Source organism: Thermobifida sp., from assembly GCF_017577275.1.
GTDB classification, from domain to species: Bacteria; Actinomycetota; Actinomycetes; order Streptosporangiales; family Streptosporangiaceae; genus Thermobifida; species Thermobifida fusca.
In genome coordinates, this window is record NZ_PITY01000017.1 from 84,678 (window position 1) to 96,951 (window position 12,274).

Genomic DNA, 12,274 nt, shown 5'->3' on the forward strand with positions numbered 1-12,274 from the left:
GCGGGCAACGAGAAAGGACCGTGCCGCAGCGGCACGGTCCTTCGTGTTTCCTCTCGGTACACCAGGGGTTTAGGCGGGAGGCGTACCCCAGACCAGGGTGCCGCCGAGGTATGCGGTGATCACCTCGCTGAGCTCCCAGTCAGTGTTGGTGCCGCGGCTGTAGTCGTCGCTTTCGTCGAAGTTCGCCCAGTTCGCGGTGTGGATCCGGCCTTGGAGCTCGGTGCTCGCCCCGGGAGCGAGGCTGCCGCTGAGGGTGAGCACCAGGGAGGTGTCGGCGCCCGGAGCCGACAGCGACGTGAAGGACGCGTTGACGTTGGCGCAGCCCACTTGAGCCCAGTCGCAGGTGAACTGGAGGGTACCGCCGGGCTCGTTGGTGAAGTAGTAGTGGATTTCCACGTCAGCCAGGTCGACCGTGCTGCTTCCGGTGTTGACCAGACGCAGCCCCGGCGCGATCTGGCTGTCGTCGGCCGCAAGACTGTTGTTGCGGTAGTAGACCTCGAGCGCACCCGTGGGGTTGGCGGGCGGCTCCGTCGGCTCCGTCGGCGGCTCCGTGGGCTCCGTCGGCGGCTCCGTGGGTTCCGTGGGCGGCTGGCTCGGTCCGCCCCCGCCGTAGTACTGGTTCAGCGACACACCGGTGGTGGAGCCCACCCCGCCCAGCGGCACATCGTGGTCCAGGCCGACGAACTTGCCGTTGGCGTCCTGCCACAGCGCAGGCTTGAGGAACGCGTACTTGGCCTCGTCCCAGGTTGTCCAGTCGTAGTTGAGCAGGCCGCCGGTGTCACCCGAGTTCGGGTTCAGCGCCCAGAAGGTGTGGTGCAGCTTCTCGTCGATGATGAGCGAGCGCAGCGCCGTCATCCACTTCTCGTTGTCGCCCCCATCCAGGAAGCCGCCCCACTCGCCGATGAGCAGCGGAGCGATGTCGTCTTCGTGGATGTAGAGCCAGTTGGGACGCCACACGTCCTCGGTCAGGGTCTGCCGGTTCCACTCGCCTTCGAACCAGGGCTGCTCGAACACGCTGGGACCGTAGTCGTGCGGCGAGTAGACCAACTGGTCCTGGTGGGCGCCCAGGTCGACGGGGTGGTCGGCGACGCCGCGCAGGTTGCCGCCCCACCAGGTGGAGTAGTAGTCCCGCCCATCGGTCGAGGACCAGTCCTGCCCATCCTTGGGGTAGATCTCGATCCCCTCGCACAGGATGAGCATGTTCGGGTTGATCGCGAGGATGCGCTTACCGGCGGTCTCGCAGACGTGCTTGAAGTTGTCGATGTCCGTGGAGCCGTCCCACTTGGCGCGCGGGGTCTCGTTGGCTTTGCCGTGGGGCTCGTTCTTGATGTCTGCGGCGACGATGGTGTCGTTGTTCTTGTACCGCTCGGTGACCCACTCCCAGGCCGTGTAGAAGTCCTCGGTGGTGATATCGCCCTTGTACCAGACCGGGTAGTAGTGCCCGGAGTTGTCGGCCTCCGCGCTGTGCACGTCAAGCATGACTTTGAGGCCGTACTCTTCGCACAGTTGCAGCCAGTAGTCGAACACTTCGAGGGTGTTCATCCCCGCCAGTTCGGGGTTGACGTACTCGTTGACTCCACTCGGTCCGGCCTGGCCGTTCTTCCACTCCAACAGCAGTTGGGTGCTGATGGGGACACGCACGATGTTGATGCCGCGCTCGGCCATCGCACTGGTGATGTCCTCGATGTTGGCGGCCCACAGCCCGTGGAACATCCGTTCGCTGGTGTTGAAGCCGAACCAGTTGGCTCCGGTGAGCCACACCTCGTTGCCCGCGGAGTCCACGATCCGGTTGCCGTCCGTGTGCAGCCAGTCAGCGGTGCCTGAGGCGGCTGCGGGGGAGGAAGTCAGGGGGATAAGAGCAGACGCTCCGATCGCGATCGCGGCTGCTCCGGCACGCAGTCGTCGCGTCAGGGGGGTCATTCTGCCCACTGCCGGTAGTCCTTTCGGGGAACACGCCTCCGCAGAGGCGTGGGGGGACGAAAAGCGCAGGGTGCGCTCCCGAATGGAAGGAGAAAACTTCAGTGGAGCCAGGAGAAGATTCAGGAAGAGTTCATTCACCGTTCGCCACTTTTGTGGCGCGGATCACCATAAAGCAGGGGGTGGAGAGAAGTCAATGTACCGTTACCGCAAGTAACAACCCCTGGGATGTCCCCCGGCGACGACCCGAAAGAGAACAGACATCCCCGCCTGCGACGTGTCCGGGCGAGAACCGCGCACGCTGCGCACGGCCTGCCACCGCCCCTTCCGACAGCTCAGCGCCGCAGCTCAGGGAACGCGGTGCGCAGCGCCTGCCCCAGGTCGGTGACCTCCACGACGGTGAGCCCTTCCTCGTGGACCGCATCGTCGGCCCCGGCCGGCACGATCGCGGTCGTGAACCCCAACCGCCGCGCCTCCTGGAGCCGTCGCGGCAGGCTGCTGACCACGCGCACGTCACCGGCCAGCCCCACCTCGCCGATAGCGACCATGCCGGGCGGCAGCGCCATATCGGTGTGCGACCCGGCCAATGCGAGCGCCAGCGCCAAGTCCACCGACGGCTCCACGAGACGCACCCCGCCCACCGTGGAGGTGTAGACGTCGGCCGCACCCATGCGCAGGTTCACCCGCTTCTCCAGCACCGCCAGCACCATCGCCACCCGCGCGGCATCCAACCCCGAGGTGGCGCGGCGCGGCTGCGGCAGGGCCGTGGGCGCCACCAGCGCCTGCACCTCGGCAATCAACGGGCGCCGCCCTTCCACGGTGACCGTGACACAGGTCCCGGGAACCGGCTCGGTACGCCGGGTGAGGAACAGGCCGCTCGGATCTGGCAGCCCCACGATCCCCGAGTCGGTGAGCTCGAAGCAGCCGATCTCATCGGTGGGGCCGTAGCGGTTCTTGACCGCGCGCAGGATACGCAGCTGCGAATGCCGGTCCCCCTCGAACTGCAGCACCACGTCCACCAGGTGCTCCAGCACCCGCGGGCCCGCAATCGAACCGTCCTTGGTGACGTGACCCACCAGGACTGTGGCGATGTCGCGTTCTTTCGCCAACCGGATCAGTCCCGCAGCCACCTCGCGGACCTGGGTCACCCCGCCCGGGGTTCCCGGCGCCTCGGGGACACTCATGGTCTGCACCGAGTCCACGATGAGCAGGCGAGGCATCACCTCGTCCACGTGCCCGGCAACCGCAGGAAGCTCTGTCTCCGCAGCCAGGTAGAGCTTGGGCGCCAGCGCGCCTACCCGTTCGGCGCGCAGCCGCACCTGCCCCGCCGACTCCTCGCCCGTCACATACAGCACCGGGCCCAGCGCGGCATAGCGTGCCGCCACCTCCAACAGGAGGGTGGACTTGCCCACTCCCGGCTCACCGGCGAGCAGCAGCACCCCGCCGGGAACCATCCCGCCCCCGAGGACCCGGTCGAGTTCCGCCAGTCCCGTGGGTGTGGCCTGGGCCGCTTCCACATCGATCTCAGCGATAGGCCGCGCGGGCGTCCCCGCCCGGATCGGAGCCACCCCGCTCGCCGCAGAGCCGGCAGCCTCCTCCACCGTGCCCCACGCCTGGCAGCCTCCACACCGGCCCACCCACTTCGGAGCGGTCCACCCGCACTCGGTACACCGGAACGTCCGTTTCGCTGCCCGTGCCATACCCGCACGCTATCGCCTGTCTGGCACCGGCTGGAACACACCGGGCCGGCCTGGGGAGAACCCGGTCCCCGCAGAGTCGGCCGGGAATCGAACCAGACGGCGCTGTGCACCGTCAGACAAGTACGCCCGAATCAACCGGGCGCCGCATCGGAGGACAACGTCCATGGCCCCCGCTCCCCAGGTTTCCGCACCGCGGTCCCGGCAGCTCGCTCCGGGACCGCCCCGGGCTGCAGCGCGGGACGCTTGCGTGCCTGGGCTGCCCTGCCCCACCGCGGGCGGGACAGGGCGCGCCGGCACGGCCCGGGGACAGCAGTGCCGCGGACAGCCGCGGCTTTCCGCCTCGCCGGTCCGTCCCCACCTGCCGGCAGGGGGCGAGAAGTATGCTCCGGGTGTGCGAGGCTGGGGCGTGTACCGTGGCATAGGGCAGAGTCCGCACACACGCCCACGCCGCTTCGGCACGTCACCGGCGCGGTTTTCCCCCGACCAGCCCCCGCGCCCCCACCGCGGAGCGTTGCGGCAGCATCCCAGTGCCGCATCCCACAACCAGCACACGAACCCCGCCCCACACCCATGGTCCGCCTGCTCCGCCGACCCGTCTCCCAGGAACGGCGGGACGGTGCTCCGCTTCACTGGGGAAGGAAGGGAATCGCTTCGCGGCACGCGTTGTTCCCCTGGATGACCCTTACGACGACGCGGGGATGTCCGCAGCGGCCTGGCAGCGCAGCGCGCCGCCCCACGGGCCACTGGTGCGGCAGGGAATTTCACGACGACAGCACGTATGGTGGTTCAAGTGAACGCTATCCAGGTTCCAGACGCCCCCGTCGTCCTTTCGACGGCGTCGGTGTACCCGGAGAAAACTCCAGCGGCCTTCGAAATCGCCGCTGAACTCGGCTATGACGGCATCGAAGTCATGGTCACCGCAGACCCGGTCAGCCAGGACATCGACATGCTCCGTCGGCTGTCGGAGTACCACCAGATTCCCATCACCGCGATTCACGCCCCGTGCCTGATCTTCACCCAGCGGGTGTGGGGGCGGGACCCCTGGATCAAACTCATCAAATCGAAAGAGATGGCGGAAGCGCTGGGCGCAACGACCGTTGTGGTGCATCCGGCGTTCAAATGGCAGCGCGAATACGCCCGGGAATTCGAGTCCGGCATCCTGAAGATGCGGGACGAGACCGACGTGATCTTCGCGGTCGAAAACATGTACCAGGTGCGCATGCGGGGCAAAGAAGTCGTCCCCTACGCGCCGAGCTGGAACCCCTTGGACCGCGACTACCCTAACGTCACCCTGGACCTCTCCCACACCGCCATGTCGCAGTCGGACGCCATGGACATGGCGCGGCAGCTCGGTGACCGCCTCTCCCACGTGCACCTCGCTGACGGCGTCGGCGGACAGAACTTCGACGAGCACCTGATCCCCGGCCGCGGCAACCAGCCGTGCGCGGAACTCCTGGAACACCTCGCCAACGACGACTACCGCGGCCAGATCGTCCTGGAAGTCAACACCCGCAAGTCCGACCGGAAGACCCGGCTCACCGAACTCGCCGAAGCCCTCGCGTTCACCCGCCTCCACTTCGCGCGGAGCGTGCCGCCAGAGCCCCGCAGCGAACAGCCGGAACGCGAACAGATCGTGGTGCGCTCGGTGCCTGCTCCCGCCCTGCGTGTGTTCTCGGTCCACAGCGACGGCACCGTCAGCACCGATTGACCGGCACCGGTACCAGATCGCGCCCCTCTCCCGCATGCGGCCTTCGGCACGGGGCTGCCGCGGATTTGTAACCGTGCCGCCGCTCCGCCCGCAATATCCTCGCACTGGACGACCGGCGGGGCGCGCCGACACCGGGCCGCCACCGCGGTGAGCGGTGGGGCCGGGACAGCCACGGCACGGGACGGATGCCGACAACCCCCGCCCTGACCGGTCCACCGCCCACTACTGGGCAACGTGAGAAGGGTGTGACTCCATGATCGCGATCATTGGGGCAGGGCGGATGGGTGAAGCCCTGCTCGCCGGAATCCTCCACACCGGGCGGGACGCCGCGGAGGTGCTCATCAGCGAAGCGCGCGAAGACCGCGCCGCAGAACTCTGCCAGCGCTACGGGGTCGCCGCCGCCTCCCCGGCCGAAGCCGCCGCCCGCGCAGACACGCTGCTGCTCGCAGTCAAACCGCAGGACATGGTCGCGGCGTTGAACGAGATTGCCCCGGCACTGCCCCCCGGGCGCCTGGTGATCTCCGTAGCCGCCGGAATCACCACAGCCGTGCTGGAAAAGCACCTTCCCGCGGAGACCGCCGTGGTCCGAGCCATGCCCAACACCCCTGCCCTGGTCGGCCAGGGGATGACCGCCATCGCAGCCGGAACCCACACCCTTGAGGAGCACCTCGACCGCGCGGAGACCCTGCTCCGATCGGTGGGCGAGGTCGTGCGCGTACCGGAGAAGCACCTGGACGCGGTCACCGCCCTCTCCGGAAGCGGCCCTGCCTACTTCTACCTCGTCGCGGAAGCGATGATCGAAGCCGGAGTGCTCCTGGGGCTGCCGCGGCCGACCGCCGAGCGGCTCGTCACCCAGACCGCGGTGGGCTCCGCGGCAATGCTGCGCGACTCCGGGGACCATCCGACCCTGTTGCGGGAAGCAGTGACCTCGCCCGGGGGAACGACCGCCGCTGCCCTGCGGGAACTCGAACGCCACGGCCTGCGCAGCGCGTTCGCTGACGCGGTGGAAGCCGCGTGCCGGCGGAGCGCGGAACTCGCTGAAGGCTGAGGCCAGCAGGCGGATTGCGGGGTCCCCTGCGCTGCCACGCAGGCCCGGTCAACTACTGTGGTGAAGAACACTGTCACCGAGGGGGAGGGCGCATGGCTTGTTCACTGCGCATCGCATGGAATGACGGGCTGACCAGCTACAACTTCGGCCCGCAGCATCCACTTGCGCCCGTCCGGGTCGAGCTGACCATGGAGCTCTGCCGCCGCCTCGGCGTGTTCGATGCGCCCGGTGTCTCCTTCGCACCGGTCGAGCCTGCTGACGACGCCCTGCTGGAGCTTGTCCACAGCCGCGACTACATCGCTGCCGTCAAGCAGGCAGGGAAAACCCTGGAACCCAACATGAAGTACGCGCTGGGCACCAGCGACAACCCGGTCTTCCCCGACATGCACGAAGCGTCCGCCCTGGTTGCAGGCGCGTCCGTGGCGGCGGCGCGCGCCGTGTGGCAGGGGGAGGCGGAGCACGGCGCGAACATCGCGGGCGGCCTGCACCACGCCATGCCCAACAAGGCCTGGGGATTCTGCGTCTATAACGACGCCGCGGTCGCCATCGCCTGGCTGCTGGAGCAGGGCGCCAAACGGGTCGCCTACGTGGACGTGGACGTCCACCACGGTGACGGGGTGCAGGAGATGTTCTACAACGACCCCCGGGTGCTCACCATCAGCCTGCACGAGTCCCCCCTGACCCTCTTCCCCGGCACCGGGTACCCCGAGGAGATCGGCGGCCCGGACGCGGAAGGCTATGCGGTCAACGTGGCCCTGCCCGCGGGGACGAACGACGCCATGTGGCTCCGCGCGTTCCACGCCATCGTCCCGCCGCTGCTGCGCGAGTTCCAGCCGGAGGTGCTCGTCACCCAGCAGGGCTGCGACACCCACACCCTCGACCCACTGGCCAACCTGACGCTCAGTATCGACGGGCAGCGCCGGACCTACGAGGCCCTCCACGAGCTGGCCAAGGAGACCGCCGCAGGGCGCTGGGTGCTGCTCGGCGGCGGCGGATACGAGCTGGTGCAGGTGGTGCCGCGTGCGTGGACCCACCTGCTGGCCGAAGCCGCGGGCACCCCGATCGACCCGGAGACCCGCACCCCTGATGAGTGGCACGAGTTCGTCAAGGAACGCACCGGCGAGGTCCCGCCCCTGCACATGACGGACGGGCGGAAAGCCGACTACGTCCCGTTCGAAGCGGGCTTCGACCCGGCGGACGCGGTGGACCGCGCGATCCGGGCGACCCGGGCCGCGGTGTTCCCGTGCCACGGCATCGACCCGATGATGTGAGGCGGCCCGCCTGCACCCCGAGGCGGGCCGGCCAGCGCAGGGGAGGCGTTCCAGCCGCACCGGAAAACGGTGCAACGGGCGGCGGAATCATCGACAATGGTCCGACAAAGGCCGATCAGTGCTGGCTTGACCGGAAAAAGAAATAAAGGGGGTCTGTCTTGAAGCCGCCCTCCCGTGCGGAACTCATCGACTATTTGGTGACGACCGGTATCGCCGGTCAGGTCGCCACTCCGCGGCAGAACAACCTCAAGCACTACCGGCGGCTTGTCGAAGGAGACCCCTACCACCAGTTCGGCCTGACCTTCCAGCGGAAGTGGACGTTCTCGGACGTGCTGGCGCTCATGGCGCAGCGCTGCGGCGTGGTCGCGGACGAAGACTACGTGCAGGGAATCGACACCATCGACCCGGACCGCACGGTCGACGCCCTCGAGGTGGTCGCGGAGCGGCTCGCGCAAGCCGCACGCGACCGCGAACGCATCATGGTGGCCACCGGGCACCCCAACAATCTGGCCGAGCTCTACCGGGCGTGGAAAGATGTGCTCGTCGACCACGGGTGCACGGTGGTCACGGCCGCGGCCGGCTACTCGTATGACGCTCCTGGTGGACCCCCGCCGACCCGCCGCACCCTGGTCTGGCGCGACGACGTGGGTATGGTGACGGACGGCACAGAACCCCAGCACAGTCACCACCCTTTTGCGATGCGGGCGGTACTGGCCCAACTGTCTGAAACGGGTGGGCCATGGCCGCAGTTGGTCATCGCCGATCACGGTTTTGCTGGCGCGGCAGGTGAGGCTGGAGTGCCGACGATCGGGTTCGCCGACAGCAACGATCCTGCGCTCTTCCTGGGCGAACATGAAGGAAAACTTCATGTCACGGTGCCGCTCGACGACGGTTATGTTCCCGACGAGTACCGCCCGCTTTCGGACTACGTTATTTACCGCGCCGGGCTGGCCTGAAAATCGTTCCCCACGCTTTCCCACCGCAAAAAAGACCGGGAAAAGAGCAGATCATCCCATGAGTTTTCGCGGTGCGTCTCATGGTGTACCCACAGGCCAAACCTCGCCCTCCGGCCTGGGGCAGCGATAGTGACCGAGAGCGAAAAACACCCTTCTAATGACGTGACCCGAGATTTACTCTGAGAACGGACGGATCGAAAGTTGCTGGGTGACACGTGAGCGCGACCGGACGAAAACGGGAGGACGGTCGCGTTCAGGTGACAACGCGGGTGCACGTCCGGGAAAGAGAGCGTCGGGACATGAGCGGGAGCAAGGGATCACTGGGCGAAGTACGGTTCTTGACGGTGGCCGAGGTGGCCGCGATCATGCGCGTCTCCAAAATGACGGTCTACCGCATGGTGCACTCCGGAACGCTGCCGGCTATCCGGGTGGGGCGTTCCTACCGGGTGCCCAAGCGTGACGTGGACAACTACCTCCGCGAGGCGTTCGTCCACGCGGGCTGAGACGCGAACTATGTGGGGGTGGCGCAGTCTGCGCCACCCCCACATAGTGTCCGAGCGGCTAGCCACGGGCCCGCGCAGCGGTCACCAGGGCGTCTACTACACTTCGTCGTTGTTGATGCATTGTCTGCCGCATCCCGCTGACGAGGTTCTTCCGCGATGCCCTTCACCAGACCAGGCCCCCGAGTGCGCGCTGCCGCGCTCCGCGGTCTTGCCGCCGTGGCGGTGCTGGCTGCCCTGGCCGGTTGCGCCGAGGAAATCGACACCGGGGCGGCGACCGAAGATGACCGCTACATCTCCGGGGACGGCTCCAGCACGCTGTTCCCCTCCGAAGACCGCGAACAAGCGCCCGCAGTCGAAGGAGAAACCCTCGACGGGGATCCGGTGAGCCTCGCCGACTACTCCGGGGACGTCGTCGTCATGAACTTCTGGGCCAGTTGGTGCGCCCCCTGCCGCGCGGAGACGCCCGTCCTCAACGAAGTCAACGCCGAGCACGCCGACCAAGGGGTGAGCTTCCTCGGCGTCAACATCAAGGACAACCGCACCGCTGCGCAGGCGTTCGAACGCAACCAGGACGTCTCCTACCCGAGCCTCTACGACCAGTCAGGCGAAATCCCGCAAGCCTTCCGCGACACGGTCCCCCCGCAGGCGATCCCCAGCACCCTGGTCATCGACCGGCAAGGGAGGATCGCAGCCCGGGTGATCGGCGCTACCAACTACAAGGAGCTGACGGAACTGGTCAGCACCGTCGCCGCCGAGGACGCTGATGTCCAGTGATTGCTGAGACTGTCCTCTCCGGATCCCTCTTCCTCGCCATTCCGCTGGCCGCAGCCGCCGGACTGGTCTCCTTCCTTTCCCCGTGCGTGCTGCCGCTCGTTCCCGGATACCTCTCGTACGTGACCGGGCTGACCGGGGCCGACATCGCGGCGCACCGGCGAGGAGAAGTGCACACCACCACAGCCGACGGCCAGCGCAGAGTCGCCACAGTGGACGACCTCATGGCCTCTCGCCGGTGGACCATGCTCGCCGGCAGCCTGCTTTTCATCGCCGGCTTCACCGCGGTTTTCGTGGCCGTCGGCGTGTTCGTCGGCGGGATCGGCGGGCTGCTCCTCGACTACTCCGCGGTCATCACCCGCGTGCTCGGGGCGCTGACCATCGTTCTAGGGCTGGCGTTCATGGGCCTCATCCCCGGGTTCAACCGCGAGTTCCGCGTCCACCGGCTTCCCGGGGCCGGTCTGGCCGGGGCCCCGCTGCTGGGCATCCTGTTCGGCCTGGGCTGGACCCCGTGCATCGGCCCCACCCTGGCCGCGGTACAGTCCCTCGTCTTCATCGAAGGGAGCGTGGGCCGGGGAGCGCTGCTGTCGCTGAGCTACTGCCTCGGCCTGGGCCTGCCGTTCGTGGCCGCGGCCCTGGTCTACCGTAGAGCGCTGGGAGCTTTCGACTGGGTCAAACGCCACTACCGTCTCGTCACCAGCGTGGGCGGCGCGATGCTGGTCGTGGTGGGCCTGCTGCTCGTCACGGGCCTGTGGACCGACATCACCGCCGTCATGCAGGGCTGGACCGCGAACTTCACCACGGTGATCTAGCAGTGACCCCAAGCCAATCGAGCACGGTGACCGAACCGCAGCAGGCGCCGCCCGCCGCACCCGCGCTGTCCCCCCTGGGGTGGGCGCGCTGGGCGTGGCGGGTGCTGACCTCGATGCGCACCGCGCTCATCCTGCTCTTCCTGCTCGCCCTGGGCGCGATCCCGGGTTCACTCCTGCCCCAGCGAGGCGTCAGCGTCGAAGAGGTCCAGAACTACTTCCTGGAGCACCCCGACCTCGCCCCGGTGCTCGACCGGTTCTTCCTGTTCGACGTCTACTCCTCGCCCTGGTATGCGGCGATCTACCTGCTGCTGGTCGTCTCGCTCGTGGGGTGCGTACTGCCCCGTGCGGGAGCGCACTACCGGCTGCTGCGGGCCCGGCCGCCGAAGACCCCGCGCCGCCTTGACCGGATGCCCTATTCGGCGACGTTCGAGACCGACGCCACCCCAGAGCAGGTGTTCGCCGAAGCACGAGGTCTGCTGCGCGGGCATCGGATCGCCGACTACGGCGACTCGCTATCCGCGGAGACCGGCTACCTGCGCGAGACCGGCAACGTGGTCTTCCACCTGTCACTGGTGGGCCTGCTCGTGTCGGTGGCGTGCACCGCGTTCTTCGGCTACCGGGGCAACGTCCTCCTCATCGAAGAGGACGCGTTCGCCAACACGCTGACCTCCTACGACGCCTTCTACCCGGGAATCGCGGTGGACTCGGCCAAGATCCAGCCGTTCTGGATCCGGCTCGACGAATTCGAAGCCTCCTTCGTGGAGGAGGGCGGGATGGCCGGCCAAGCCGCGAGCTACCGCGCCGACCTCACCTACCGGGAGCACCCGGACGCCCCCGAAGAGTCCCACATCCTGGAGGTCAACCACCCGCTCCGCGTCGACGGCGCCCAGGTCTACCTGCTCGGCCACGGCTACGCCCCTACGTTCCGGGTCACCGACGCCGACGGGCACGTGGTCTTCGACCAGGCGGTGCCGTTCCTGGACCGCGGAGACGGCAACTTCACCTCCGACGGGGTGGTGAAAGTCCCCGACATCGCCCCGGAGCAGCTGGGCTTCACCGGGGTGTTCCTTCCCTCAGCGGCCACCGACGACAACGGCGACCTCGTCTCGGAGTTCCCGGACGCGCGCAACCCCATGGTGGTGCTCAAGGGCTTTGTCGGCGACCTCGGATTGGACAGCGGCAACCCCCAGTCGGTGTACCAGTTGTACACCAAGCGCATGGAGGAGATCGGCGACTCTGCTCCGTTGGCTGTAGGCGACCGCTGGGAGCTGCCCGGTGGCGCCACGATCGAGTTCACCGGGTACCGCGACTACGTCACTCTGCTGGTCGCCAGCGACCCTGCCCGACCGTATGCGCTGGCCAGCGCGGTGGCGGCGGTACTGGGGCTGCTGTGCACCCTGTTCGTCCAGCCGCGACGGGTATGGGTCCGTGCCCGCCGCGGAGCAGACGGGCGTACCGTGGTCGAGATCGGCGGGCTTGCCAAGACCGAGGGGGCCGCGCCGCTGCGCCGGTTCCACGAACTGGCCACCCAGTTGAACCAACGGCTGCGGCGTTCCGACTGCCAAGCAGACATGGAGAAGGAGTAAGC

The 12,274-nt window shown here is 67.9% G+C and carries 10 protein-coding genes; 8 read left to right on the forward strand and 2 right to left on the reverse strand.

What is annotated here, in order from left to right; translation table 11 throughout:
- Positions 1–69 precede the first annotated feature (69 nt).
- Both CW348_RS03685 and radA read right to left on the reverse strand, forming a co-directional pair.
- On the reverse strand, positions 70–1,920 hold the full coding sequence (locus tag CW348_RS03685; protein WP_016189270.1) for a cellulase family glycosylhydrolase: 1,851 nt from the start codon (positions 1,918–1,920) through the stop codon (positions 70–72).
- A gap of 332 nt (positions 1,921–2,252) precedes the next feature.
- Positions 2,253–3,617 carry a DNA repair protein RadA gene (radA, locus tag CW348_RS03690; protein ID WP_011293134.1) on the reverse strand — a complete coding sequence of 455 codons (1,365 nt, stop codon included), beginning with the start codon at positions 3,615–3,617 and terminating at the stop codon, positions 2,253–2,255.
- Between the two features lie 790 nt (positions 3,618–4,407).
- Between radA and CW348_RS03695 the strand changes: the two genes are divergently transcribed.
- The 8 genes from CW348_RS03695 (at position 4,408) to CW348_RS03730 (ending at position 12,272) form a co-directional block, all read left to right on the forward strand.
- Entirely contained in the window at positions 4,408–5,325 is a 918-nt protein-coding gene (locus CW348_RS03695; RefSeq protein WP_104612673.1) for a sugar phosphate isomerase/epimerase, read from the forward strand.
- A 253-nt stretch (positions 5,326–5,578) separates the two neighbouring features.
- A complete protein-coding gene (proC, locus tag CW348_RS03700) occupies positions 5,579–6,373 on the forward strand; it encodes a pyrroline-5-carboxylate reductase (RefSeq protein ID WP_011293131.1) in 795 nt (264 codons plus the stop codon).
- A 92-nt stretch (positions 6,374–6,465) separates the two neighbouring features.
- A complete protein-coding gene (locus tag CW348_RS03705; protein WP_011293130.1) occupies positions 6,466–7,644 on the forward strand; it encodes an acetoin utilization protein AcuC in 1,179 nt (392 codons plus the stop codon).
- Between the two features lie 158 nt (positions 7,645–7,802).
- The gene (locus CW348_RS03710; protein ID WP_011293129.1) at positions 7,803–8,600 is read left to right on the forward strand and encodes a phosphatase; all 798 of its coding nucleotides are present in this window, start codon (positions 7,803–7,805) and stop codon (positions 8,598–8,600) included.
- 299 nt (positions 8,601–8,899) lie between these two features.
- A complete protein-coding gene (locus CW348_RS03715; RefSeq protein WP_016189267.1) occupies positions 8,900–9,103 on the forward strand; it encodes a helix-turn-helix domain-containing protein in 204 nt (67 codons plus the stop codon).
- Between the two features lie 156 nt (positions 9,104–9,259).
- Positions 9,260–9,877 carry a TlpA disulfide reductase family protein gene (locus tag CW348_RS03720; protein ID WP_011293127.1) on the forward strand — a complete coding sequence of 206 codons (618 nt, stop codon included), beginning with the start codon at positions 9,260–9,262 and terminating at the stop codon, positions 9,875–9,877.
- The gene (locus CW348_RS03725; protein ID WP_011293126.1) at positions 9,874–10,686 is read left to right on the forward strand and encodes a cytochrome c biogenesis CcdA family protein; all 813 of its coding nucleotides are present in this window, start codon (positions 9,874–9,876) and stop codon (positions 10,684–10,686) included. Before CW348_RS03720 ends, CW348_RS03725 begins: the two co-directional genes overlap by 4 nt.
- Before the next feature lie 2 nt (positions 10,687–10,688).
- Positions 10,689–12,272, forward strand: a complete 1,584-nt coding sequence (locus CW348_RS03730) for a cytochrome c biogenesis protein ResB (protein WP_061783797.1) — start codon at positions 10,689–10,691, stop codon at positions 12,270–12,272.
- Positions 12,273–12,274: the final 2 nt, after the last annotated feature.

Bases quoted from the DNA above. Each gene is read 5' to 3' on its own strand.
- CW348_RS03685 (WP_016189270.1), bottom strand. From the start codon at position 1,920: ATGACCCCCCTGACGCGACGACTGCGTGCCGGAGCAGCCGCGATCGCG.
- CW348_RS03715 (WP_016189267.1), top strand. From the start codon at position 8,900: ATGAGCGGGAGCAAGGGATCACTGGGCGAAGTACGGTTCTTGACGGTG.
- CW348_RS03705 (WP_011293130.1), top strand. From the start codon at position 6,466: ATGGCTTGTTCACTGCGCATCGCATGGAATGACGGGCTGACCAGCTAC.
- proC (WP_011293131.1), top strand. From the start codon at position 5,579: ATGATCGCGATCATTGGGGCAGGGCGGATGGGTGAAGCCCTGCTCGCC.
- radA (WP_011293134.1), bottom strand. From the start codon at position 3,617: ATGGCACGGGCAGCGAAACGGACGTTCCGGTGTACCGAGTGCGGGTGG.
- CW348_RS03720 (WP_011293127.1), top strand. From the start codon at position 9,260: ATGCCCTTCACCAGACCAGGCCCCCGAGTGCGCGCTGCCGCGCTCCGC.